This is a genomic window from Methylobacterium sp. CCH5-D2 (genome assembly GCF_001556475.1).
In the GTDB taxonomy this organism is placed as follows: domain Bacteria; phylum Pseudomonadota; class Alphaproteobacteria; order Rhizobiales; family Beijerinckiaceae; genus Methylobacterium; species Methylobacterium hispanicum.
In genome coordinates this window covers 1-21,726 of record NZ_LSIX01000653.1, presented here as the reverse complement: position 1 = coordinate 21,726, position 21,726 = coordinate 1, and the positions used below count along the sequence as shown (strand labels likewise).

At 72.5% G+C, this 21,726-nt stretch carries 21 protein-coding genes; 10 read left to right on the top strand and 11 right to left on the bottom strand.

All coding sequences use genetic code 11. The annotated features are described in order from the left end of the window. Nucleotides 1-750 (bottom strand): enoyl-CoA hydratase-related protein (locus tag AX737_RS17350; RefSeq protein WP_066923622.1); only part of this gene is annotated, 750 nt, incomplete at its 3' end. A 43-nt stretch (nt 751-793) separates the two neighbouring features. Next, nucleotides 794-2,536 carry an acyl-CoA dehydrogenase gene (locus tag AX737_RS17345; protein WP_066923620.1) on the bottom strand — a complete coding sequence of 581 codons (1,743 nt, stop codon included), beginning with the start codon at nt 2,534-2,536 and terminating at the stop codon, nt 794-796. Nucleotides 2,537-2,670: 134 nt separating this feature from the next. On the opposite strand from AX737_RS17345, the gene AX737_RS17340 reads away from it, so the two are divergent. Beyond that, nucleotides 2,671-3,669, top strand: a complete 999-nt coding sequence (locus AX737_RS17340) for an L-threonylcarbamoyladenylate synthase (RefSeq protein WP_066923618.1) — start codon at nt 2,671-2,673, stop codon at nt 3,667-3,669. Between the two features lie 141 nt (nt 3,670-3,810). On the opposite strand, the gene wrbA is transcribed toward AX737_RS17340, so the two are convergent. Further along, nucleotides 3,811-4,407 carry an NAD(P)H:quinone oxidoreductase gene (wrbA, locus tag AX737_RS17335; protein ID WP_066923616.1) on the bottom strand — a complete coding sequence of 199 codons (597 nt, stop codon included), beginning with the start codon at nt 4,405-4,407 and terminating at the stop codon, nt 3,811-3,813. A gap of 109 nt (nt 4,408-4,516) precedes the next feature. Here wrbA and AX737_RS17330 point away from each other — a divergent pair, with 109 nt between their 5' ends. Both AX737_RS17330 and AX737_RS17325 read left to right on the top strand, forming a co-directional pair. Beyond that, the gene (locus tag AX737_RS17330; protein WP_066923614.1) at nt 4,517-5,422 is read left to right on the top strand and encodes a LysR family transcriptional regulator; all 906 of its coding nucleotides are present in this window, start codon (nt 4,517-4,519) and stop codon (nt 5,420-5,422) included. A gap of 239 nt (nt 5,423-5,661) precedes the next feature. After that, entirely contained in the window at nt 5,662-7,365 is a 1,704-nt protein-coding gene (locus AX737_RS17325) for a PAS domain-containing methyl-accepting chemotaxis protein (RefSeq protein ID WP_066923612.1), read from the top strand. A gap of 28 nt (nt 7,366-7,393) precedes the next feature. Here AX737_RS17325 and greA read toward each other — a convergent pair whose 3' ends face one another. From greA to AX737_RS17305, 4 genes are all read right to left on the bottom strand, one after another. Next, nucleotides 7,394-7,855, bottom strand: a complete 462-nt coding sequence (greA, locus tag AX737_RS17320) for a transcription elongation factor GreA (RefSeq protein ID WP_066923610.1) — start codon at nt 7,853-7,855, stop codon at nt 7,394-7,396. A 45-nt stretch (nt 7,856-7,900) separates the two neighbouring features. Next, the gene (locus AX737_RS17315; RefSeq protein WP_066923608.1) at nt 7,901-8,887 is read right to left on the bottom strand and encodes an MDR family oxidoreductase; all 987 of its coding nucleotides are present in this window, start codon (nt 8,885-8,887) and stop codon (nt 7,901-7,903) included. Between the two features lie 101 nt (nt 8,888-8,988). Continuing rightward, entirely contained in the window at nt 8,989-9,600 is a 612-nt protein-coding gene (locus tag AX737_RS17310) for a hypothetical protein (protein WP_066923606.1), read from the bottom strand. 193 nt (nt 9,601-9,793) lie between these two features. After that, on the bottom strand, nt 9,794-10,852 hold the full coding sequence (locus tag AX737_RS17305; RefSeq protein ID WP_066923604.1) for a cell wall hydrolase: 1,059 nt from the start codon (nt 10,850-10,852) through the stop codon (nt 9,794-9,796). 151 nt (nt 10,853-11,003) lie between these two features. Between AX737_RS17305 and AX737_RS17300 the strand changes: the two genes are divergently transcribed. Then, entirely contained in the window at nt 11,004-12,215 is a 1,212-nt protein-coding gene (locus AX737_RS17300) for a glycosyltransferase family 61 protein (protein WP_066923603.1), read from the top strand. Between the two features lies 1 nt (nt 12,216). Here AX737_RS17300 and AX737_RS17295 read toward each other — a convergent pair whose 3' ends face one another. Continuing rightward, nucleotides 12,217-12,753: a hypothetical protein gene (locus tag AX737_RS17295; RefSeq protein WP_066923600.1), complete on the bottom strand. Its 537-nt coding sequence runs from the start codon at nt 12,751-12,753 to the stop codon at nt 12,217-12,219. A 121-nt stretch (nt 12,754-12,874) separates the two neighbouring features. On the opposite strand from AX737_RS17295, the gene AX737_RS17290 reads away from it, so the two are divergent. The 5 genes from AX737_RS17290 (at nt 12,875) to AX737_RS36000 (ending at nt 16,744) form a co-directional block, all read left to right on the top strand. Continuing rightward, nucleotides 12,875-14,260: an aminotransferase gene (locus tag AX737_RS17290; RefSeq protein ID WP_066923597.1), complete on the top strand. Its 1,386-nt coding sequence runs from the start codon at nt 12,875-12,877 to the stop codon at nt 14,258-14,260. Between the two features lie 215 nt (nt 14,261-14,475). Continuing rightward, nucleotides 14,476-14,691 carry a hypothetical protein gene (locus tag AX737_RS17285; protein ID WP_066923594.1) on the top strand — a complete coding sequence of 72 codons (216 nt, stop codon included), beginning with the start codon at nt 14,476-14,478 and terminating at the stop codon, nt 14,689-14,691. Between the two features lie 192 nt (nt 14,692-14,883). Continuing rightward, nucleotides 14,884-15,828: a metallophosphoesterase gene (locus AX737_RS17280; protein ID WP_066923591.1), complete on the top strand. Its 945-nt coding sequence runs from the start codon at nt 14,884-14,886 to the stop codon at nt 15,826-15,828. 44 nt (nt 15,829-15,872) lie between these two features. Then, a complete protein-coding gene (locus AX737_RS17275) occupies nt 15,873-16,319 on the top strand; it encodes an ABC transporter ATPase (protein WP_066923588.1) in 447 nt (148 codons plus the stop codon). Continuing rightward, nucleotides 16,286-16,744, top strand: coding sequence for a hypothetical protein (locus AX737_RS36000; RefSeq protein ID WP_238231776.1), 459 nt, complete (start codon nt 16,286-16,288; stop codon nt 16,742-16,744). Before AX737_RS17275 ends, AX737_RS36000 begins: the two co-directional genes overlap by 34 nt. Before the next feature lie 108 nt (nt 16,745-16,852). On the opposite strand, the gene AX737_RS17265 is transcribed toward AX737_RS36000, so the two are convergent. The 3 genes from AX737_RS17265 to AX737_RS17255 all read right to left on the bottom strand — a co-directional run bounded on the left by AX737_RS17265 (nt 16,853) and on the right by AX737_RS17255 (nt 19,553). Next, the gene (locus AX737_RS17265) at nt 16,853-18,385 is read right to left on the bottom strand and encodes an acyl-CoA carboxylase subunit beta (RefSeq protein ID WP_066923586.1); all 1,533 of its coding nucleotides are present in this window, start codon (nt 18,383-18,385) and stop codon (nt 16,853-16,855) included. Between the two features lie 135 nt (nt 18,386-18,520). Continuing rightward, entirely contained in the window at nt 18,521-19,309 is a 789-nt protein-coding gene (locus tag AX737_RS17260; protein ID WP_066923583.1) for an ATP12 family protein, read from the bottom strand. 55 nt (nt 19,310-19,364) lie between these two features. Then, the gene (locus AX737_RS17255) at nt 19,365-19,553 is read right to left on the bottom strand and encodes a hypothetical protein (protein ID WP_156453798.1); all 189 of its coding nucleotides are present in this window, start codon (nt 19,551-19,553) and stop codon (nt 19,365-19,367) included. Nucleotides 19,554-19,719: 166 nt separating this feature from the next. On the opposite strand from AX737_RS17255, the gene AX737_RS17250 reads away from it, so the two are divergent. Next, a complete protein-coding gene (locus AX737_RS17250; protein WP_066923576.1) occupies nt 19,720-21,696 on the top strand; it encodes a PhoX family phosphatase in 1,977 nt (658 codons plus the stop codon). Nucleotides 21,697-21,726: the final 30 nt, after the last annotated feature.

Here is a 21,726-nt window from a genome sequence, read left to right as displayed (position 1 = left end):
CTTGGCGCGGTCGAGGAAGGCCCGGAAGGCGGCCTGCGCCTCCTCCGAGCGCAGCTGACGGCCGAAGGCCTCGGCCTCGGCCTGGAGCGCGGCGTCGACCTCGGCCTGATCACCTCGGATCAGCGCCCGGGCCGCCTGGAGCGCGCCGCGCGGCAGGGCGGCGAGGCGGGCAGCCTGGGCGAGCGCGTGCTCAACCAGCATGTCGGAGGGCATCACGGCGTTGACCAGGCCCAGAGCCTCGGCCTGATCGGCCCCGAACATCTCGGACAGCAGGAGGATCTCGGTGGCCTTGAGCCGCCCGACCCGACGCGGCAGCAGGTAGCTCGAGGCCGCCTCCGGCACGAGGCCGAGCTCCACGAAGGGTGTGCGGAAGCGCGCCGCCGGGCTCGCGTAGACGAGGTCGCAGTGCAGCGTCAGGGTCGTGCCGATGCCGACCGCGACGCCGTCCACCGCCGCGACCATCGGCGTCCGGGTGCGGGCGAGGTGCCGGATAAAGCGGAGCGCGGGCGCCTCGCCGGAGGTCTGTTGCGCGCGGGCGACGAAGTCGGCGATGTCGTTGCCGGCCGTGAAGGCGCCGGGCTGGCCGGCGAAGACCACCGCGCCGACGGCCTCGGAGGCGTCCGCCTCTTCCAGCGCGCCGCGCATCGCGTCGTACATGGCGCCGGTCAGCGCGTTCTTCTTCTCGGGCCGGTCCAGGGTGACGAGGCGGACGCCGCCCTCCAGATCCTCGATGCGGACATGATCGGTCATCGCACCCTCACTCGCTGCGCCGGGACATCACTGGGACAGGACTTCACTGGGACAGGACCAGGGCGGCCTCGTCCACGAAGGCGCCGCCGTCGATCACCTCGACCTCGAGGCCGGAGGCCGCCGGCAGCAGGTTCTCGGCGAAGAAGCGGGCGAGCGCGATGCGCGCCCGGTGGGCCGGATCGGTCTCGCCGGAGGCCAGGCCTGAGCGGGCCGCGAGCGCGGCCGTGGCGAGGCAGGCCGCGCCCTGGACGAGGCCGAACAGGCGCAGGTACGGCGTCGCGCCCGCGAGCGCCGTCTCCGGCCGGTTCGAGGCGAGCGCGGCGAGCTGGTGGCTGGTGGCCCGGTCGAGGCTCTCGATGCCGGCCCGCAGCCGGGCCGCCGCCTGGCCGAAGGCCGGGTCGGCGTGCTTCACCAGCCCCTCGGCGGCCCGGCGCATGGAGGCGATCTGGGCGCGCACGGTCGCGCCGCCGTCGAGCGGGAGCTTGCGGTTCGTGAGGTCGATCGCCTGGATGCCGTTGGTGCCCTCGTAGATCGCCAGGATGCGCGCGTCCCGCATCAGCTGGGCGGCGCCCGTCTCCTCGACGAAGCCCATGCCGCCGTGGACCTGCACCCCGAGGGAGGTCACCTCGTTCGCGATGTCGGTCGAGAAGGCCTTGGCGACGGGCGTGAGCAGGGAGGCGCGGTCGTGCGCCGCCTGCCCCTCCGGCCCGTCCGCGGCGTCGAGCGCCGCCGCGGTCAGGTAGCAGATGCCGCGCGCGGCGGCCGTGTAGGCCTTCATGGTCAGCAGCGTGCGCTGCACGTCGGCGTGGGCGACGATCGGGCTCGCCTCGGCCGCCCCCGGTGCGCGGCCCTGGCGGCGCTCCTGGGCGTAGGCCAGCGCCTTCTGCGTGGCGGCCTCCGCCACGCCCACGCCCTGTAGGCCGACGTTGAGCCGGGCCGAGTTCATCATGGTGAACATGCAGGCGAGCCCGCGGTTCTCCTCGCCGACGAGCCAGCCCGTGGCGCCGCCTTCGTCGCCGAAGGCCATCGAGCAGGTCGGCGAGGCGTGGATGCCGAGCTTGTGCTCCAGCCCGGAGCAGCGCAGGTCGTTGCGCGATCCGTCCGGCAGCACCTTGGGCACGAGGAACAGCGAGATGCCGCGGGTGCCCGCGGGCGCGTCCTTCAGCCGGGCCAGCACGAGGTGGACGATGTTGTCCGCCATGTCGTGCTCGCCGTAGGTGATGTAGATCTTGGCGCCGGTGATCCGGTAGCTGCCGTCGCCCGCGGGCTCCGCCCGGGTGCGGAGCGCGGCGAGGTCCGAGCCGGCCTGCGGCTCGGTGAGGTTCATGGTGGCGGTCCAGGTGCCCGAGACCAGCTTCTCCAGGTAGCGCGCCTTCAGCGCGTCCGAGCCGTGCGCGACCAGCGCCTCGATGCCGCCCGCGGTCAGGATCGGGCAGAGGCTGAAGGCGAGGTTCGCCCCGTTCCAGATCTCGGTCGCGGCGGCGCCCAGCAGATGCGGCAGGCCCTGGCCGCCGTGGTCCGGATCGGCGGCGAGCCCGTTCCAGCCCCCATCCACGAAGGCCCGGTAGGCCTCGGCCCAGCCCGGCGCCGTCGTCACCGTCCCCGCGCTCAGCGTGGCGCCGTGGCGATCGCCGACGCGGTTCAACGGCGCGATCACGTCGGCGGCGAGCCGGCCGGCCTCGGTGAGGATCGCCTCCGCGTCCGCGCTGCTGAGAGCCTCCTCGGGCAGGCCCGCGACGTGGGCCAGCGTGAACACCATCTCGGATACGGGCGCGCGGTAGCTCACGGATATTCCTCCCCGGCCGGCTCGGAGGCCGGTCCGCTCGTTTGACGCGTACGGGCCGCTGGGGCTAGGCCGGCGCGCTCGCGCCGACATAAGCCGATGCCGCGGCCTCCGTCACGGCCGGAGATAGTTTATATATGAACGATCCGGGGTCAACGGCGTCCGCTTCGACGCGGCGCCTGTCCGGCGACCCGGCGGGGATCGCCGAGGCCGCGCGGCTCCTACGGGCCGGGCGGCTCGTCGCCTTCCCGACCGAGACGGTCTACGGCCTGGGCGCCGACGCGACCGATCCGGAGGCCGTCGCGCGCATCTTCGCCGCCAAGGAGCGCCCGCGCTTCAACCCGCTGATCGCGCATCTGCCCGATCCCGCCGCGGCGCGGCGGCAGGGGCGGTTCGACGCCTTCGCGGAAGCCCTGGCCGCGGCGTTCTGGCCCGGGCCGCTGACGCTGGTGGTGCCGGCGACGGCGGAGACGACGGTCTGCGATCTCGCGCGCGCGGGCCTGCCGAGCGTGGCCCTGCGGGTGCCGGGCAACCCGCTCGCGCGCGATCTGCTCCAGGCCTTCGGACGGCCGCTCGCCGGCCCCTCCGCCAACCGCTCGGGGCGGGTCAGCCCGACCTGCGCGGATCACGTCCTCGCCGATCTCGACGGCCGGATCGCGGCGCTCCTCGACGGCGGCGCGACACGGGTCGGGGTCGAATCGACGGTGGTGGCCTGCCTCGGCGGATGGCCGCGTCTGCTGCGGCCCGGCGGGATCACGCGCGCCGCGCTCGCCGCGGTGCTGGGGCAGGAGCCTGAGACGGCCGCCGAAGCGGACGCGGCCCGGCCCGCGGGACCCGGCCTGCTCGCCTCGCACTACGCGCCGCGGGCGCGCGTGCGCCTCGACGCCACGGCCCTCGAGCCGGGTGAGGCGGCGCTGCTCTTCGGCGGCGCGCGCCCGGACGGACTGGGACAGGCCCGCGCCGTACGCGACCTCAGTCCCGGCGGCGACCTCGCCGAGGCGGCCGCGCAGCTGTTCGGGGCGCTGCGCGCGCTCGACGCCTCGGGTGCACCCTGCATCGCGGTGTCGCCGATCCCGGAATCCGGTCTCGGCGAGGCGATCCGCGACCGGCTGACCCGGGCCGCGGCGCCGCGCTGAAAATTTTTCGCGCCGTCGCGGAACCGGGATCGGGCCGGCCCGTTGAGCCATCACGAAGGCCAGTTCAGCCCCCAATGGCCTTTATCCTTCAGAGGCTCGGAGCAATCCGAGCCTTTTTTCTTGGGCGCCCGCCCTCTCGGGCTAGGCCAGCTTGCCCGCGATCGTCGCGACGTGCCGTCCCTGGAAGCGGGCGCCGTCGAGTTCGACCGCGCTCGGCTGGCGCGATCCGTCGTTGGCCGCGATCGTGGTCGCGCCGTAGGGCGAGCCGCCCTTCACCGCATCGACGCCGTTCTGGCCCTGGAAGCTGTAGGGCAGCCCGACGAGCACCATGCCGTGGTGGAGCAGCACGGTGTGGAAGCTCGTCAGCGTGGTCTCCTGGCCGCCATGCTGCGAGGCCGTGGAGGTGAAGACGGAACCGACCTTGCCGACGAGGGCGCCGCGGGCCCACAGGCCGCCGGTCTGGTCGAGGAACTGCTTCATCTGCGCCGCCATGTTGCCGAACCGGGTCGGCGTGCCGAAGATGATGGCGTCGTACTGGTCGAGCTCGTCGGGGCTGGCGACCGGCGCCGCCTGGTCGAGCTTGTAGTGGAACTGGCGCGCGACCTCCTCGGGCACGAGTTCCGGCACGCGCTTGAGCGTGACCTCGGCCCCCGCCTCGCGGGCGCCCTCGGCCGCCGCCTGCGCCATCTGCTCCACGTGGCCCCAGGACGAGTAGTAGAGCACCAGAACCTTTGCCATCGCGGCGTCTCCTCGTAAGCCCTTGTCCGTCGGGCCGCGGCCCGCCCGGCGCGGGTATCGCGCGTTCGCCCGCTTGCGGAAATGCCCCGACGTGCAAGATGATCCTTGCATGCTTGCAAAGGATCCGCTCGCCTGGGACGACTTCCGCCTGGTCAAGGCGATCGCCGACCGGGGCGCGCTCACGCATGCCGCCGCCCATCTCGGCATCAACCACTCCACGGCCTTCCGTCGCCTGCAGCAGATCGAGGCGGTGCTCGGCACGGCGCTGTTCGAGCGGCATCGCACCGGCTACGTGCCGACGCAGGCGGGCGAGGCGATGACGGCGGCGGCCGCGCGCATGGAGGCGGACGTGGCCGGCTTCGGCCGCGCGGTCGCGGGCCGGGCGCAGACCCCGGCCGGCCTCTTGCGCATCACCGCGGCGGCAGGCTTCGTCGCCGAACTGCTCGTGCCGCTCGTCGGCCGCTTCCTGGTCCGCCATCCGGCGGTGCGGGCCGACCTCGTCGTGGCCGAGGAGGCCCTGAACCTCTCGCGTCGCGACGCGGACGTGGCGCTGCGCGCCGGCCTCGAGCCGCCGCCGAACCTCGTGGGACGGCGCCTCTCGGGCATCGCCTGGGCGGTCTACGGGCGCGCCGACAGGCCCCGCGGGCCGGCCGAGTCCTGGGTCGGCCTGTCGGATTCGGTCGCCGGCGGGCGTTTCGCCCGGTTCGTCCGGGCACGCGCCGGCGCGGACCGGGTCGTCCTGCAACTCAACACGGTGATGGGCCTGCGCGAGGCGATCGCGGCGGGAATCGGGGTCGGCCCGCTGCCCTGCTACGCGGGCGATGCCGACCCGTCCCTGTGCCGCCTCGGCGGCGTCGAGGCGGAACTGGGCGCGGACCTCTGGCTCCTCACCCATCCCGACCTCCGGCACGCGCCCCGGGTGCGCGCCTTCATGGATTTCGCGGCCGAGGCGATCGCCGGGATGCGTCCCGCCTTCGAGGGATACGCCGCCCCCGGAAAAGAAACGCAATCGTGAGTTGAGTGAAGAAGTAAAATTCAATCTTGCGTGAGGGCTACAACGAAATCTGCGCGATAAACTCGCAGTGTGAGCGTGGTCTGCGGTCACGAAATCTTGTCGCGTCATCAAATTAATGAATCGACAAGCATCCACTCGTACAACTGCCGGTACAGGCCGCCCGATCGGGAAAGCTACCCCACCAGGTAGAATTCGCGCTTCGATACCGCCATGTCGATCGCAGCTCGGGAGGGGCAACGATGTTCAACGGAATTCGCGGACCGTCCCGCGCGGCGGCCAAGCTGGCCGCACTCGACGGCGCGCTCATGATGGCCGAATTGTCTCCCGATGGAACGGTCCTGGCCGCCAACGAGCGCTTCTGCCGTGCCCTGGGCTTCGGCGCGGACGAGATCGTCGGCCGGCATCACGGCCAGCTCGTCGCGGCGCCGGAAACCGCGAGCGGCGTCCTGTCGGCGGCCCTCATCCGTGGCGAACGACAGGACGCGACCGAGCAGTTCCGCACGAAGGACGGGCGGGCGATCTGGCTGCAGGTTCTCTACCTGCCCGTGCCGGATGCCCGCGGGCGGACGGCGCGGGTGACGATCCAGGCGAGCGACGTCACCGACCGGATGCGCGAGCGTCTCGATCTGACTGGTCAGATCGGCGCGATCGACAAGACGCAGGCCGTGATCCATTTCGGTCTCGACGGCCGGATTCTCGACGCGAACCGGAATTTCCTGTCGGCGATGGGCTACGGGATCGATGAGATCCGCGGGCAGCACCATCGGATCTTCATGGCGCCGGATGCCGTGGGGGCGGAGTACGCGTCCTTCTGGGAACGCCTGAACCGTGGGGAGCCGCTGAGCGGCGAGTTCATGCGCCTCGGCAAGGGCGGCCGGGAGGTCTGGCTCCAGGCGAGCTACAACCCCATCCTCGACGAGTCGGGGCGGCCGTTCAAGGTGGTCAAGTACGGGATCGACGTCACGGCCCAGCGCCTGCGGGACGCGGAGATCCGCGGGCAGATGGACGCCGTCGGCCGATCGCAGGCCGTCATCGCCTTCGATCTCGACGGCGTCATCCTGGAGGCCAACAGCAACTTCCTCGAGGCGGTCGGCTACCAGGCGAGCGAGATCGTCGGGCAGCATCACCGCATGTTCGTCGATCCGGCCTCCGCGGCGGGGCCGGAATACGCGGCCTTCTGGGCGGACCTGCGGCGCGGCACCTTCCGCAGCGGCATCTTCGAGCGCCGCGGCCGGAACGGCCGGGAGATCTGGCTCCAGGCCAGCTACAACCCGATCCTCGACGCCGCCGGCCGGCCCTACAAGGTGATGAAGTTCGCCGCCGACATCACCGCGGCGACCCAGGCCCGGCTCCACGCGACGGATGCCACGCGGCTCACCCTCGGCAACGTGCAGGCCGTCGCCGCCGCCGCCGAGGAACTCAGCGCCTCCGTCACGGAGATCAGCGCCAACATGGCCCGCTCCAAGCAGGCAGTGGACGGAATCAGCGCGCGCGCGCGGGCGGCGGACGCCTTCACCCGGCAGTTGCGGGAGGCCGCGCGCGCGATGGACGGGGTCGTGCAGACGATCACCAAGGTGGCCGAGCAGACCAACCTCCTGGCGCTCAACGCGACGATCGAGGCGGCCCGGGCCGGCGCGGCCGGCAAGGGGTTCGCGGTCGTCGCCACGGAGGTGAAGGCGCTCGCGAGCCAGACGACGGCTGCCACGGCGGAGATCTCGAACCAGATCATGCAGATGCAGACCGTCTCGGACGAGGTCGCGGGCATGCTCCAAGCGATCGGCCGGACGGTCGACGAGGTCCAGGGCTACGTGACCGGCGTCGCCGGCGCGATCGAGGAGCAGAGCGCGGTCACCCGGGAGATCTCGGGCAGCATGCACGCGGCGGCGGGCGATCTCGGCAACATCAGCGCCAGCCTCGATCAGCTGGCCAGCAACGCGGCGTGAGGGCGGAGGCGGCCGGAGAGCCGTCCGCTCAGCGGATCTCCGCGACCTCGACCTCCTGCCCGTTCACCTCGACCACATCGCCGACGCTCTTGCCGGTGATGGCGCGGGCGAGCGGGGCGACGTAGGAGATCGAACCCTTGGCCGGGTCGGCCTCGTCCTCGCCGACGATGCGGAAGGTCTGGCGGCTGTCGTCCTCGCGCCGGAGCGTCACGGTCGAGCCGAAATGCACGGCCTCGCCCTCGACCCGCTCGACGAGTTGCGCCGTGCCCTGGCGCGCGGTCCAGTAGCGCAGGTCGCGCGCCAAGCGGGCCTGTCCGGCCTTGTCGCCGGGATCGAGGCGGCCGACCTCGGCCTGGAGGCTCGCGACCTCCGCCTCGATCCGGGCCAGCCCTTCGGGCGTCACGAAATTGGTGTGCGGGGAGATCGGACGGTCGGGAAGATCCTCGAAGGCCTCCCCGCCCTCCTTCTCGCGGACGAATGCGATGCTCATGAAAGCGGCAATGCCGCGGCCGCGGCGGCGGTTCCGCGCGAGCGGTCAGCCGATCGTCACGACCGTGCGACCCCGCACCTTGCCGGAGAGGATCTCCTCCCCGAGCCGCCCCACCGCCTGGAGGCCGACCCGGGTCGTCATCGCGGCGAGCTTGTCGAGGTCGAGTTCGGCCGCGAGCCGGGCCCAGGCCTCGCGCCGCTTCGGCTGCGGCGTGGTCACGCTGTTGATGCCCAGAAGCGCGACGCCGCGCAGGATGAAGGGCGCGACCGAGGTCGGCAGGTCCATGCCCTGCGCCAGCCCGCAGGCCGCCACGGCGCCGTCCGCCCGCGTCCCGGCCAGCACGTTGGCCAGCGTGGTGGAGCCGACCGCATCGACGGCGGCGGCCCAGCGCTCCTTCGCGAGCGGCTTGCCGGGCACCGAGAGTTCGGCCCGGTCGATGATCTCGGCGGCGCCGAGCCCGCGCAGGTACGCGGCCTCCCCCTCGCGCCCCGTCGAGGCGATGACGTGCCAGCCGGCCCGCGCCAGCAGCGCGACCGCGACCGAGCCCACACCGCCCGAGGCGCCCGTGACGAGGGCCGGGCCGTGCTCCGGCCTCAGGCCGTGCGCCTCGAGCGCCATCAGCGACAGCATCGCGGTGTAGCCCGCCGTGCCGATCGCCATCGCCTGCTCGGCGGTGAGCCCGTCCGGCAGGGGCACCAGCCACGCGCCCCTCACGCGGGCCTTCTCCGCGTAGGCGCCGAGATGGGTCTCGCCGACGCCCCAGCCCGTCAGCACGACGGCGTCGCCCGGCCGGTAGGCGGGATCGGCGGAAGCCTCGACCACGCCCGCGAAGTCGATGCCGGGAATCATCGGGAAACGGCGCACCACCGGCGAGCGCCCGGTCAGCGCCAGCCCGTCCTTGTAGTTGAGGCCCGAATGGGTGACCCGGACGGTGACGTCGCCGTCCATGAAGTCGGCCTCGTCGAAGTCGCGGAAGGTCAGGCTCTGGCCGCCCGCGCCCCGCTCGACCACCCACGCCTTGAACGTCGCCATCGCGCGCCTCCCCGAACGGAGGTGACCTGTGGCGTGGGCGTCCCGAATCAAGATCGCCGGGGACATGCCCCGGCGATCCGACCGAACCGGGACGCCGCGTCTCAGTAGCCGTCGTAGATGCTGCCCCGGGAGAGGCCGAGTCCGACGCCGAGATCCACGGCGCTCGCCCCCGCGATGCCCAGCGCGTCGGGGATCGAGCCGACCGGTCCGACCGGACCAGGGCCGAAGCCGGGACCGAAGCCGGGGCCGGGGCCGGGGCCGTAGCCGCCGCCCGTCGGCACCCAGCCGGCGCGGGCCGGCGCGACGAGGACGCGGCGGCTGACGCTGGCGTATTGCGGCGGGATCGTCTCCGGGATCGCCTGGGCGGGCCGCACCAGCACCTGCCGGTTCCGCACGGCGAAGCGCGGCGGCGTCGAGACCCAGCAGCCCTCCAGCTCGCCGTAGGGACCGCGGCGGGTGGTCCAGACGCGCCCGCCCGGGGCCACCATCACCCGCTCGGCGACGGTGTCGTAGACCGGCGGGACTGTGCGGTAGACCGTGCGGGGCGGGCGGACCAGCACGGTCTCCTGCACGGTGTCGAAGACCGGCGGGGTGGAGACGTAGCGGTAGCAGGCGGCGCCGGCGCAGCCGCCGGCCTGGGCCGGCCCGGCGAGCAGGACGGCGCCGGCGAGCGCGGTGAGCCAGAGGGATGTACGGGTGACCGGCGCGGTCATGGGTGGGCTTCCTCGGACGCTTGAGAAGGACGGAACGGATGGGGCGCTGCTTGGCGCTCATCTCGACGTCCAGAAGGCGTCCCGGTTGCCCTTCACGCAAGCTTAATCGCGACTCACGGTAAAATTAACCCTTGGTCGCGACTACGGATTCGCACTTACGTAAGTATATCGACCCCGCAAGAAGCTGTGCACATCAGGTCTGCCCGGGCTTGAGGGTGTAGAAGATGTGCCGCCCGATGACGTCCATCCGGCGCAGACGCCGCGACCAGCCGGGCCGGACGTAGTCCGCATGGTAGTGCGTCGCGGCGCCGACCTCGGCGAGATAGGTCCGCCCCTCGATCACCGACCGGGCGATGCGGCTCGCGGTCTGCCAGGAGGCCGAGTCGGCGATGCGCAGCGACTTGCCCTCGCAGGCGAAGGAGAACTGGCAGCCCATGTAGCGATGCCGGTTCTGGTAGACGACACCGCAGACGTTGGCGGGATAGAGCCCGCTCTTCACGCGGTTGAGCACGACCTGCGCCACGGCGGCCTGGCCCGCTTCGGGCTCGCTGCGCGCCTCGAAATAGACCGCCTCGGCGAGGCAGCGCTGCTCCTTGTCGAGGGCGTCGGGCGCGATCAGGTCCGCGTAGCGGGAGCGCGCGCCCTCCGGCGCGACGGGCGCGGCGCGCTCGGAGCGCAGGATCTCGGGCATCAGCAGGCTCGCGGCGGCGACCTCGACGGGCGTCGCGTCGGCGGGCGCGGGCGTCGTCGAGGAGAGCGCGACGGCGCGGGGCACGGGGGGCGTCGAGCCGTCGTGGCGCAGCACGTCGCCGGCCGTGATGTCGGCGCTCGCCGACCCCGTCGAGGCGGCGCTGCCCGCCCCCGTGGTCAGGCCGAGGTCGGCCACCGGCACGAAGCCCTGGTCGGGTTCGAGGTCCGGGTTCCAGGTGGCCGAGCCCGGCGTCAGCAGGCCGCTGACGTTGGCGGTGAGTTCGAGGTCGAGCAGGGAGGCCGGGCGCCGGGCGGCGGTGCCCGCGGACCGCTCGAAGGCGGGCAGGGCCGAGCGGCGCAGGGCGCCCAGCGTCACGAGGTCGGCCGGCAGGGCGCGGATCAGGTCCCGGTCCGGCCCCAGGATGCCCGGACCGCCGGTTCCCGCGTCGGCCGTGAAGGAAACCAGAAAGGCGGTGCCGGCGATCCAGGGCGCGACGGCGGCACCGATCCAGCGCAGGCCTGTGGGGCGGCGCGCGCCCGCGTTGAGTCCACGTCTCGTCATCACGGCGCGAGCCATCCGTTACGCCACTGCTGCCGCGCACCCGTGAGCGCCGCCGGCCCAACGATTTATTCCGCCCCATGGTTTCGGGACGGTTAAGTTCGATCGCACGACGGGATGCGGCGCGGGGCCGGCTGTGCCAGAAGGCCGCCGCATGACCGCTTACGTCTCCTGCGCCCCGCGGGCGCTCTACCCGGCCGACGGTTCGGTCGATCTGCCGGCGGAGATCGCGGCCCTCCGTGCGGGGGGCGACGGGGCGGAGGTGCTCGACGTGCTCTATCCGTCCTGGCGCTACCGCTGGCCGATGCCGGAGACGCTGCGCCTGCGCGATGCGCCCGCCCCGCCGGCGATGCTGGCCCGCTTCGCGGAGGACGGCATCGGCGCAGCGCCCCCCGCCCTGCTGGTGCGGCTGGAGGACGCGACGATCCTGCGCAACGTGCTCTACGTCGGCGCGGCGGGCGGGCGGCGTTTCGTCTACGAGAGCCACCGTCCGGAGGAGCGGGCGCTCTCCGGCCCCCTGGCGCCGGAGGCGGAAGCGCAGGACATGCCGCCCGCGCCCGGCCCCTGCCTCTATGTCGGCAACCAGGGCTCGTTCAACTACGGCCACTGGCTCTGCGAGGACCTGCCGCGGCTGGCCGCGCTCGACGTCCTGCGCGCCCGGCACCCGGGCGAGACCATCACCCTGCTGCTGCCGCGGCACGACTGGCACAACAACCGGATGCGCGAGCGCTCGGTCCGGCTCTGGCTCGGCCGGGCGCGCGACGTGGCCTTGCGCTTCATCGATCCGGAAACGGCCTACCGCGTCCCGCGCCTGCACTGGGTGAGCCCGGTCCGCCATGCCGGCCTGGCGAAGTCGCCGGAGGCGCTCGCCCGCCTCGACGCGGTGCTACGGCAGCGGGTCGGGCGCCTGCGGCCGGCCACGCTCGTGCCGCGCCTCCTCGCGCGCCAGCGCGGACGGCGCGGCCTGCGCCTGTTCGTGGACCGCAACCGGCTGCGCCAGCGCGATCTCCTGAACCGGGACGCCATCCTCCCCCTGCTGCGCGCCCGCGGTTTCGCGGTCATCGACACCGAGCGCCTGGAGGTGGCCGATCAGGTCGCGCTGTTCGCCGCGGCCGAGGCGGTGGTCGGCATCAAGGGGGCCGGGCTCGTCAACACGGTGTTCAGCCCAGCCGGCACGCCGGTGGTGCACCTCGCCCCCGAGACCTTCCAGGACCCGTACTACCGCGACATCGCGGCGGCCCGCGGCCAACCCTACCATGCCCTCTACGGGGCGGCGGCCCCCGGGGCGCGGCGGGACCACCTGCGCGACTTCAGGATCGACCCGGAGGATCTGACGGCTCTGCTCGACCGGATGGACGTGCGCTGAATCAGGCCGCCCGCACGGTCTCGATGTCGAGGGTCGGTCCCTGCGGCGTCATCCGGGCGCGCGCGACGATGCGGTCCTGCGGGCCGAGCACGCCGAGGCTCACGTCGCGGTCGGGCAGGACCACGGTGGTGCTCTTGTTGACGTGGACCAGCACCGTCCGCCCCTTCGGGATCGAGGCCGCGGCCCAGCGCTTGAGCTGGCCGTAATAGGGCTCGCGCCGCCAGGCGTTGGCCTGCCCCGGATCGACCTGCACGTTCATGTTGCGGGTCACGGGGTCGAGGCCGAGCACCATCTTGGCGCGGTCCGGCTTCCACTCGGGACCGAGCCAGCTCTCGGTCATCCAGAGGCAGTGGAAATTGCGGCAATGGTCCGGCCGCGTCGCGTGGATGCCGCAGCCCTGGCCCGCCCGCGTGTGCCGGCACCATTGTCCGGCGACGCTCTCGACCGCCGGCACGTCGTAGACCTTGCAGCAGAGCGTACAGGCGCCGCAGGCGCGGCCGGGCGCGGGGGCCGCGACGATCTGGGCCGGGTCGAACATTCTGGCGATCCATGCGCCGGGCCGCGATCCGCCCGGGTCTCCACGGGGTTACTGCTCGCGCATCGGGCCGGTAGTGTGGCGGGGACACGCTCCTCGACGAAACGCCCGAGACGTAAACGCCATGCTGTCGAACCTCGCGACCCGCGACGTCGAAACCCTGATCCACCCCTACACCAATCTCGACGCGCACCGCGCGAACGGCCCGCTGGTGCTGGAGCGCGGCCAGGGCGTGCACGTCTACGACACCGATGGGCGCCCCTATATCGAGGGCATGGCCGGGCTCTGGTGCACGGCGCTCGGCTACTCGAACGCGGAGCTCGTCGAGGCCGCGGCGGCGCAGATGGGCCGCCTGCCCTTCTCGCACCTGTTCTCCGGCCGCAGCCATGACCCGGCGATCGAGCTCGCCGAGGTTCTGAAGGAGCTGATGCCGATCCCGACCTCGAAGGTGTTCTTCACCTCCTCGGGCTCGGAGGCGAACGACACCCAGGTCAAGCTGGCGTGGTACTACAACAACGCGCTGGGCCGTCGCGCCAAGAAGAAGATCATCGGCCGGAGCCGGGGCTATCACGGCGTCACGGTCGCCACCGCCTCGCTCACCGGGCTCCAGGCCAACCACGCCGACTGGGACCTGCCCCTGCCGGGCTTCCTCCACACGGCCTGCCCGCACCATTACCGCTTCGCGGAAGCCGGCGAGAGCGAGGAGGCCTTCTCCGCCCGGCTCGCCGACGAGCTGGAACAGATGATCCTGCGCGAGGATCCGGACACGGTCGCGGCCTTCATCGCCGAGCCGGTGATGGGCGCGGGCGGGGCCATCGTGCCGCCGCGGGGCTACTTCCAGGCGATCCAGACGGTGCTCGCCCGCTACGACGTGCGCTTCATCGCCGACGAGGTGATCTGCGGCTTCGGGCGGCTCGGCACGTGGTTCGGTTCGGAGGCGCTCGGCATGGCGCCCCAGACGCTCTCCTTCGCCAAGGCCGTCACCTCCGGCTACGTGCCGCTCGGCGGGATCACCGTCGACGAGCCGCTCTACGCGGCGATGGTGGACCAGAGCGCGAAGCTCGGCACCTTCGGGCACGGCACCACCTATTCGGGCCACCCGGTCGCCTGCGCGGTGGCCCTGAAGGCGATCGAGATCTACCGGCGCGACCGGATCGTCGAGGGGGCGGCCGAGAAGGCGCCGCACTTCCAGGCCCGGCTCGCGCGGCTCGCCGAGCACGACATCGTCGGCGAGGCCCGCGGCATCGGGCTGATCGGCGGCCTGGAGATCGTCGCCGACAAGCGGACCAAGGCGCAGTACGACCCGAAGGCGGGGGTGGCCGCGCGCTGCGTCGCCTTCGCGCAAGCCGAAGGTCTGATCGTGCGCTTTCTGACCGGCGACCGCGTGGCGGTCTGCCCGCCGCTGATCATCGCGCCCGACGAGATCGACGCCCTTTTCGATCGCCTGACCCGGGCGCTGGACCGCACGCGGGACTGGATCCGGTCCGAGGGCCTCGGCGCTGCGGCCTGAATCCCCCGCGCCACGCCCGCGTCGCCGGAGGTAGTGCCGAAAGTCAGTACCGTGTCGGACCGGAACGGCCTTAAGCAAGCGTTCAGCTCGATTGGCCTTGTATCGGGAGGTCCGCCGGACCCGGCGGGCGCCCCGAGGAAGCCCCGAGGCCGCCGACGAAGGCGGCGACGGGCGAGGCGGCCGAGCATCGGCCCCGTCGCACAGGAACCCCTCCCATGTACGCCCCCAGCGAGACCCAGGTCAGCGCCTCCGAGAGCGAGCGTCGCCAGATGGACCAGGGCGAGTCGCTCTACGGTTTCCGCCCCCTCGCGCTGCCGGCGCTCGCCGCCGCCGCGGGCCGCCCGAAGAAGCAGGAGCGCCGGCCCGCCGCGCCCGCGACCGGACGGCAGGGCATCCTCAGCCTCGTACACGAGGACGAGCCGCTCGCGTAAGCGAGCCCAAGCCGCTCGTCTGAGCGAGCCCAATCCGCTCGCCTGAGCGAGCCGGAGGCCCTCGCGTGAAGCGCGGCCGGGCGCGCTGCCGGACGGCGGCCGCCCGGCCCGGGCCAATTCGGCCATACTGCGCGCGCATCCTGCGCGACCGGGGCCGTCGAGGCCGTCTGTCCGAGCCGCGACGAGCCTCCGATGCTGATTCTCCCGACCCGGCGCCAGGTTCTGACCGGGCTCGGCTACGCCTCGGCCTTCGGGCTCACCGGGACGGCGGCCTACGGCGTCGGCGTCGAGGCGATGCACGGCCTCGTCGTGACGCGCTACGCGCCGGCGCTGCCCGGCTGGACGCCGGGCCTGCGCCTCACGGTGGCGGTGCTCGCGGATTTCCATGTCTGCGAACCGTTCATGCCGCTGGACCGCGTGGCCGAGATCGTGGACGCCACGAACGCGCTGCAGCCCGATCTCGTGCTGCTGCTCGGCGATTACCCGGCCTCCGGGCGCATCGCGTGGCGCCGGGTACCGCTCGACGCCTTCGCCCGCACGGTGGAGTGCCTGCGCGCGCCCCTCGGCATCCACGCGGTCCTGGGCAACCACGACTGGTGGGACGACCACGACGCGCAACGGCGCCGGGCCGGGCCGCCCGAGGCGCAGCGGGCGCTCGAGGCGCGCGGGATCCCGGTGCTGGAGAACGATGCGGTGCGCCTCGTGCACCAGGGACGCCCGTTCTGGCTCGCCGGACTCGGCGACCAGCAGGCCTTCCTCGACCGGGCCGGCAACCTCGTGGGGTGGCGCGACGACCTGCCGGCGACGGTGGCCAGGATCACCGACGACGCCCCCGCGATCCTGATGGCGCACGAGCCCGACATCTTCCCCGATGTGCCGGATCGCTTCGCGCTCACCCTGTCGGGGCACACCCATGGCGGACAGATCCGCCTGCTCGGCCACTCGCCCGCGATCCGGCGCGTGCAGGGTCTCGACCTGTCCTACGGGCACGTCGTGTCGCGGGGCCGGCACATCATCGTCTCGGGGGGCTTCGGCGTCAGCCGGGTGCCGGTGCGGATCGGCGTACCGCCGGAGATCGTCTGGCTCGATCTCGGGCGGGAGACGCCCGGTCCGGCCGCCGAGGCTGCGGCAGGCTGACCGGGCGCTCGCCCGACCCGGTCGGCGCGCTATCTTTGCACGGTATGCGCCCCCTCGCCCTCACCTTCGCCCTCATGGTCGCCGGTCCGGCCAGTGCCGACGAATGCGGGGACCTGATCGATCGCGTCACCGCCGAGACCGGGGCGCGGCTCGACGACCGCAGCCGTGACTATGCCCGGTTCACCGCGGATGCGCAGACGAGCCTGACGCTTTCCTGCGCGGCGCCGCACCCGTCCTCGGTCGGCGCGCAGTTCCGCGGAGCGAACCCGCCGGAGGCGTATTACACCTTGTTCGGGCAGGCGGGCCACGCGATCACCGGCATCGCGGCGGCGACGGTCGCGGCGGCCGCGCACCGGGCCCAGGAGGCTGCGAGCCGGCTGCGGCACAGCAAGGTCGAGGCCGGGGGCGCCGCGATCACCTGCTCGGTGACGCACAAGGATACCGGAGACCTCACCCTATGCGCCGTCATCGAGAGCAGCGACCGGAGCTGATCGGCACGCTCGCCGGCCTCCTCGCCAGCCTCCTCGCCAGCGCATTCGCCCCCGCGGCGCCGGCTGCCGCGCAGGACGGCGCGGTCAACGACTGGGCGACCTTCCGGGCGCGGCTCGCCGGATGCTGGCAGGCACCGGAGGGCAGCGAGGGCTCGCTGATCGCCTTCCGGTTCGGCCTCGACAAGGCGGGCGCGTTGCGCGGCAAGCCGCTGGTCACCGCCCGCCACCTCACCGGCGACGGGGAGACGCGGCGACTCTACGAGGAGGCTGCCGCCAGGGCTCTGGAAACCTGCCTTCCGGTCCCGGTGACCCCGGGCTTCGGCGCGATCCTGGGCGAGAGCCCGATCCGCCTGCGCTTCGTCAACACGCGGCCGACCGCGGCCTATCAGCTGAACTCCAACATCACGATCTTCGCGCCGGAATGACGGTGGCAGGCCGATCGCCGCGAGGCCGCGGCCCTCTCCCCGCGCGCGGGGAGAGGGGATCCACGGCGCCGGAAGGAATAGGCCGGAGGCCGTGTGAGCGTCCCGCCTTCAGAGCGGGATGTTGTCGTGCTTCTTCCAGGGCTGCTCCATCTCCTTGGTGCGCAGCATGCTGAGCGCCCGGGCGACGCGCTTGCGGGTGGAGTGCGGCATGATCACCTCGTCGATGTAGCCGCGCTCGGCCGCCACGAAGGGCGAGAGGAAGCGGTCCTCGTACTCCTTGGTGCGCTCGGCGATTTTCTCGTCATCGCCGATCTCACTCCGAAAAATGATCTCGACGGCGCCCTTGGCGCCCATCACGGCGATCTGGGCGGTGGGCCAGGCGTAGTTCACGTCGGCGCCGACATGCTTCGAGGCCATGACGTCGTAGGCGCCGCCGAAGGCCTTGCGGGTGATCACCGTCACCAGCGGCACCGTCGCCTGGGAGTAGGCGAAGAGCAGCTTGGCGCCGTGCTTGATCAGGCCGCCGTATTCCTGCGCGGTGCCCGGCAGGAAGCCCGGCACGTCCACGAAGGTGACGATCGGGATCGAGAAGGCGTCGCAGTAGCGCACGAAGCGCGCGGCCTTGCGCGAGGCGTCCGAGTCGAGGACGCCCGCCAGCACCAGGGGCTGGTTCGCCACGAAGCCGACCGTGCGCCCCTCGATGCGCCCGAAGCCCGTGATGATGTTGCGGGCATACGCCGCTTGGATCTCGAAGAAGTCGCCCTCGTCCACGACCCGCCGGATCAGCTCGCCCATGTCGTAGGGCTTGTTCGGGTTGTCGGGGATCAGCGTGTCGAGGGATTTGTCGAGGCGTAAGGGATCGTCGAAGCTCTCGATCTCCGGCACGCCGTCGATGTTGTTGGCGGGCAGGAAGTCGAGCAGCCGCCGGATCTGCAGGATCGCCTCGACGTCGTTCTCGAAGGCGCCGTCGGCGATCGAGGACTTGGAGGTGTGCACCTTGGCGCCGCCGAGTTCCTCCGCGGTGACGACCTCGTTGGTGACGGTCTTCACCACGTCGGGCCCGGTCACGAACATGTAGCTCGTGTCGCGCACCATGAAGATGAAGTCGGTCATGGCGGGCGAGTAGACGTCGCCGCCCGCGCACGGCCCCATGATGACGGAGATCTGCGGGATCACGCCGGACGCCGCGACGTTGCGGCGGAAGACCTCGCCGTAGCCGCCGAGCGCGGCCACGCCCTCCTGGATGCGCGCGCCGCCCGCGTCGAAGATGCCGATGATCGGGGCGCGCATCTTCAGCGCCATGTCCTGCACCTTCACGATCTTGGCCGCGTGCGTCTCGGAGAGCGAGCCGCCGAAGACCGTGAAGTCCTTCGAGAACAGGAAGACCGTGCGGCCGTTCACCGTGCCCCAGCCGGTGATGACGCCGTCGCCGGGGATCTTCTGGTTCTCCATGCCGAAATCGGTGGAGCGGTGCTGCACGAACATGTCGAACTCCTCGAACGACCCGTGGTCGAGCAGGAGTTCGATGCGCTCGCGCGCGGTGAGCTTGCCGCGCTTGTGCTGCGCCTCCACGCGCTTCTCGCCGCCACCGAGGCGGGCCTGGGCGCGCCGCTGCTCGAGCGTCTCGAGAATGTCCTTCATGGGTGCGCCTCGGGGCTGGTGCTGGCGTTGTGGCCGCTCCGCCTGCCCCTCTCGCGGCGAGCTTGGCGGTCGGCCGTCGCTGCCCTTAGCACAGAGGATTTACGGGCGGAAACGGGCCTTTCGAACGAGGCGGCCTCAGCCGGCGAGCGCCGCCACGGTCGCGGCGGCCTCGAACTCGGCCCGGCGCTTGGCGAGGCGCTCCTCGGCCTCCGCGTCCCGGCCCCAGACCGCCGCCTGATAGGTCTCGTCCACGTGCGCGGCCGCCCAGGCCTCGTCGGGCGTGAGGCGGCCGTGCAGCACCGCCAGCGCGATGAGGAGGGATCCGGTGAGCGTGGTCAAGGTATGGAGCGCGGCCAGCCGATAGGGGTTCTCGACCGCGAACACCGCCCGGCGGAGCGCCGCGACGCTCGCCTCCGGCTGGCTCACGTGCATCACGCCCTCGCTGAGGATCAGGCGGACGCCGAAGGTGTCGCGCGCCCAGTCGAGCACCGGATCCCAGGCGCGGGCCTGGTCGGCCACGAGACGCTCGGGCGCGTCCGCCCGGTAGGCGACGAGGTCGGTGCCCGCATAGGCCGCGAGATCCTCCGCCACCGCGTCCCGGCGCGGCACGACGCCGTCGAGGGTGGTGTTGACGATCCGGGTGACCGGCATGGTGGCGGGGTCGATGAACGCGCCCTGCGCGCCCCACTCCGCCGCCAGCAGCTCGGCGAGGCCGAGGCTCGGCACGCTCAGCGGGTTGCGGCCCGGCGTGTTGGCCGGGCGCCCGTCGAGGGTGAGGCGGAAGCCGCCCTCCCCTTCGGTGAAGCCCGCCTGCTTGTAGAAGCGGTTGGGCAGGGCGGGTTTCGTCTGGGCGCGTACCGCCCGCATCGGGTCGGCACGCCCTGGCTCGTCGCCGAGCCAATCGCTGGTCACGTCGTCGCTCATGCGGGCGCAGATAAGCGATCGGCGCGCCGTGCGCGAGAGCCTGGGTCGAGCGGTCTCAGACGAAATAGGTCAGCGTCGCGGCCACCGTGGTCACCGCCGTGGCGGCGGCGATGGCCGTGGGGCTGAGAAGCAGCGAGCGGCGCACCGCCTCGGCGGGCGCCTCCGGCCAGCCGAAGGCCTCGCCGGCGGCCCGCTCGGCGCGTTGGAGGCTCGCGTGGCGCGTCGCCGCGTCCGTCTGGGTCATGGCGTTCGGCTCCCGATCGTCACCCGCGCCGCCCGCGACGAACGGATACGGCGGAGCTTTGTTGAACAAAACGCGCACAGCCCGCTCCGGGTTCCGGCCGCCCGCGTCATCGCAGTGCCATCTGCACCCTATAGCCGCCCCGTACGACGATCCGGAGACAGCGCCGATGACCAGCCTCAACCGCTCGCAGGCCGCCGAGGCGGCCGAGGATGCGGGCTCGAATCCGAGCCCCAACCCGACGCTCGGCGACGTGGTGGCCGCCCGCTTCCACCGGCGCGACCTGCTGCGCGGGGCGCTCGCGGTCGGGGCGATCGGCGCCGTCGTGGCGCCGCGGGCCCTCGCGGCGGCGCAAGGCGCGTCCCGCGAGACCGCCTCGCCGTTTCCCTTCACCGAACTGCCGGCCGGCTCCGACGAGCGTCACCACGTCGCGGCGGGCCACGACGCCGAGGTGCTGATCCGCTGGGGCGACCCCGTGCTGCCGGGCGCACCCGCCTTCGACCCGCGCAACCAGACGCCTGAGGCTCAAGGACAGCAGTTCGGCTACAACAACGACTTCATCGGCTTCTTCCCCCTGCCGGGCGCCGCCGACCCGGCGGCCCACGGCCTGCTCGTGGTCAACCACGAGTACACAAACGAGGAGCTGATGTTTCCCGGTCTCGGCCGGCAGGACGGCAAGGCGGCGTTCGCCGGCATGTCCCAGCAGCTCGTCGACATCGAGATGGCGGCCCACGGCGGCTCGGTGATCGAGGTGAAGCGGGTGGACGGCCGCTGGCAGGTCGTGCCGGGCTCGCGATACGCCCGCCGCATCACCGCGACGACCCCGATGGTGCTCGCCGGCCCCGCCGCCGGCTCGGAGCGCCTGCGGACCAAGGCCGATCCGGCGGGCCGGCAGGTGCTCGGCATGATCAACAACTGCGCGGGCGGCACGACGCCCTGGGGCACGTGGCTCACCTGCGAGGAGAACATCAACTACTACTTCCAGGGCAGGCTCGGCGAGGGGTCGGCGGAGGCGCGCAACCACAAGCGCCTCGGCATCCCGGGCAACCTCTACGCCTGGGGCCGGTACCACGAGCGCTTCGATCTCGGCGCCGAGCCGAACGAGCCGAACCGCTTCGGCTGGGTGGTGGAGATCGACCCGTTCGACCCGGCCTCCACCCCGAAGAAGCGCACCGCCATGGGCCGGTTCAAGCACGAGGGCGCGGCCGGCATCCTGGCGGCGGACGGGCGCTACGTCGTGTTCCAGGGCGACGACGAGCGCTTCGACTACGTCTACCGCTTCGTCACCGAGGCGAAGGTCGATCTCAGTGATAAGGCTGCCAACCGCGACATCCTCGACCGCGGCACGCTCTTCGTGGCCCGCTTCAACGCGGACGGGCGCGGCGCATGGCTGCCGCTCGTCCACGGCCAGGGTCCGCTGACCCCGGAGAACGGTTTTCGCGATCAGGCCGACGTGCTGATCGAGACGCGGCGCGCCGCCGACCTGCTCGGCGCCACGAAGATGGACCGGCCCGAGGACGTCGAGGCCAATCCGAAGACCGGCAAGGTCTACGTGATGCTGACCAACAATGCGAAGCGCAAGGCCGATCAGGTCGATGCCGCCAACCCGCGGCCCGAGAACCGCTTCGGTCACATCGTCGAGATCAGCCCGGACGGGCGGGACTACGCCGCGCCGGGATTTGCCTGGGAGGTGCTGGTCCGCTGCGGCGATCCCGCTATCGCGGCGGTCGGCGCCACCTTCTCGTCGGCGACGACGCGGGACGGCTGGTTCGGCATGCCGGACAATTGCTCGGTCGATGGAGAGGGCCGGCTCTGGGTCGCCACCGACGGCAACTCCGCCGGCCGCACCGGGCGAACCGACGGCATCTGGGCGATGGAGACGGAGGGGTCGGGCCGCGGCACGGGCAAGCATTTCTTCCAGGTGCCGGCGGGCGCCGAGATGTGCGGCCCCTACTTTACGCCCGACGACACCACCTTCTTCGTGGCCGTGCAGCACCCCGGCGAGGCCGACGAGGAGGATCCGAAGGCCGAGCCCGCCACCTTCGAGCGGCCCGCGACCCGCTGGCCGGACTTCGACCCGAACCTGCCGCCCCGGCCCTCCGTCGTGGCGATCACGAAGCGCGGCGGCGGGCGGGTCGGGACGTAGGGGCCGCACCGGGACCGCTCGGCTCCGCAT

Coding starts and splice junctions, on each gene's coding strand:
- AX737_RS17305 (WP_066923604.1), bottom strand. CDS start 10,852: ATGACGAGACGTGGACTCAACGCGGGCGCGCGCCGCCCCACAGGCCTG.
- AX737_RS17280 (WP_066923591.1), top strand. CDS start 14,884: ATGCTGATTCTCCCGACCCGGCGCCAGGTTCTGACCGGGCTCGGCTAC.
- AX737_RS17295 (WP_066923600.1), bottom strand. CDS start 12,753: ATGTTCGACCCGGCCCAGATCGTCGCGGCCCCCGCGCCCGGCCGCGCC.
- AX737_RS17315 (WP_066923608.1), bottom strand. CDS start 8,887: ATGGCGACGTTCAAGGCGTGGGTGGTCGAGCGGGGCGCGGGCGGCCAG.
- AX737_RS17340 (WP_066923618.1), top strand. CDS start 2,671: ATGAACGATCCGGGGTCAACGGCGTCCGCTTCGACGCGGCGCCTGTCC.
- AX737_RS17310 (WP_066923606.1), bottom strand. CDS start 9,600: ATGACCGCGCCGGTCACCCGTACATCCCTCTGGCTCACCGCGCTCGCC.
- AX737_RS36000 (WP_238231776.1), top strand. CDS start 16,286: ATGCGCCGTCATCGAGAGCAGCGACCGGAGCTGATCGGCACGCTCGCC.
- greA (WP_066923610.1), bottom strand. CDS start 7,855: ATGAGCATCGCATTCGTCCGCGAGAAGGAGGGCGGGGAGGCCTTCGAG.
- AX737_RS17275 (WP_066923588.1), top strand. CDS start 15,873: ATGCGCCCCCTCGCCCTCACCTTCGCCCTCATGGTCGCCGGTCCGGCC.
- AX737_RS17300 (WP_066923603.1), top strand. CDS start 11,004: ATGACCGCTTACGTCTCCTGCGCCCCGCGGGCGCTCTACCCGGCCGAC.
- AX737_RS17255 (WP_156453798.1), bottom strand. CDS start 19,553: ATGACCCAGACGGACGCGGCGACGCGCCACGCGAGCCTCCAACGCGCC.
- wrbA (WP_066923616.1), bottom strand. CDS start 4,407: ATGGCAAAGGTTCTGGTGCTCTACTACTCGTCCTGGGGCCACGTGGAG.
- AX737_RS17265 (WP_066923586.1), bottom strand. CDS start 18,385: ATGAAGGACATTCTCGAGACGCTCGAGCAGCGGCGCGCCCAGGCCCGC.
- AX737_RS17285 (WP_066923594.1), top strand. CDS start 14,476: ATGTACGCCCCCAGCGAGACCCAGGTCAGCGCCTCCGAGAGCGAGCGT.
- AX737_RS17330 (WP_066923614.1), top strand. CDS start 4,517: ATGCTTGCAAAGGATCCGCTCGCCTGGGACGACTTCCGCCTGGTCAAG.
- AX737_RS17260 (WP_066923583.1), bottom strand. CDS start 19,309: ATGAGCGACGACGTGACCAGCGATTGGCTCGGCGACGAGCCAGGGCGT.
- AX737_RS17290 (WP_066923597.1), top strand. CDS start 12,875: ATGCTGTCGAACCTCGCGACCCGCGACGTCGAAACCCTGATCCACCCC.
- AX737_RS17250 (WP_066923576.1), top strand. CDS start 19,720: ATGACCAGCCTCAACCGCTCGCAGGCCGCCGAGGCGGCCGAGGATGCG.
- AX737_RS17325 (WP_066923612.1), top strand. CDS start 5,662: ATGTTCAACGGAATTCGCGGACCGTCCCGCGCGGCGGCCAAGCTGGCC.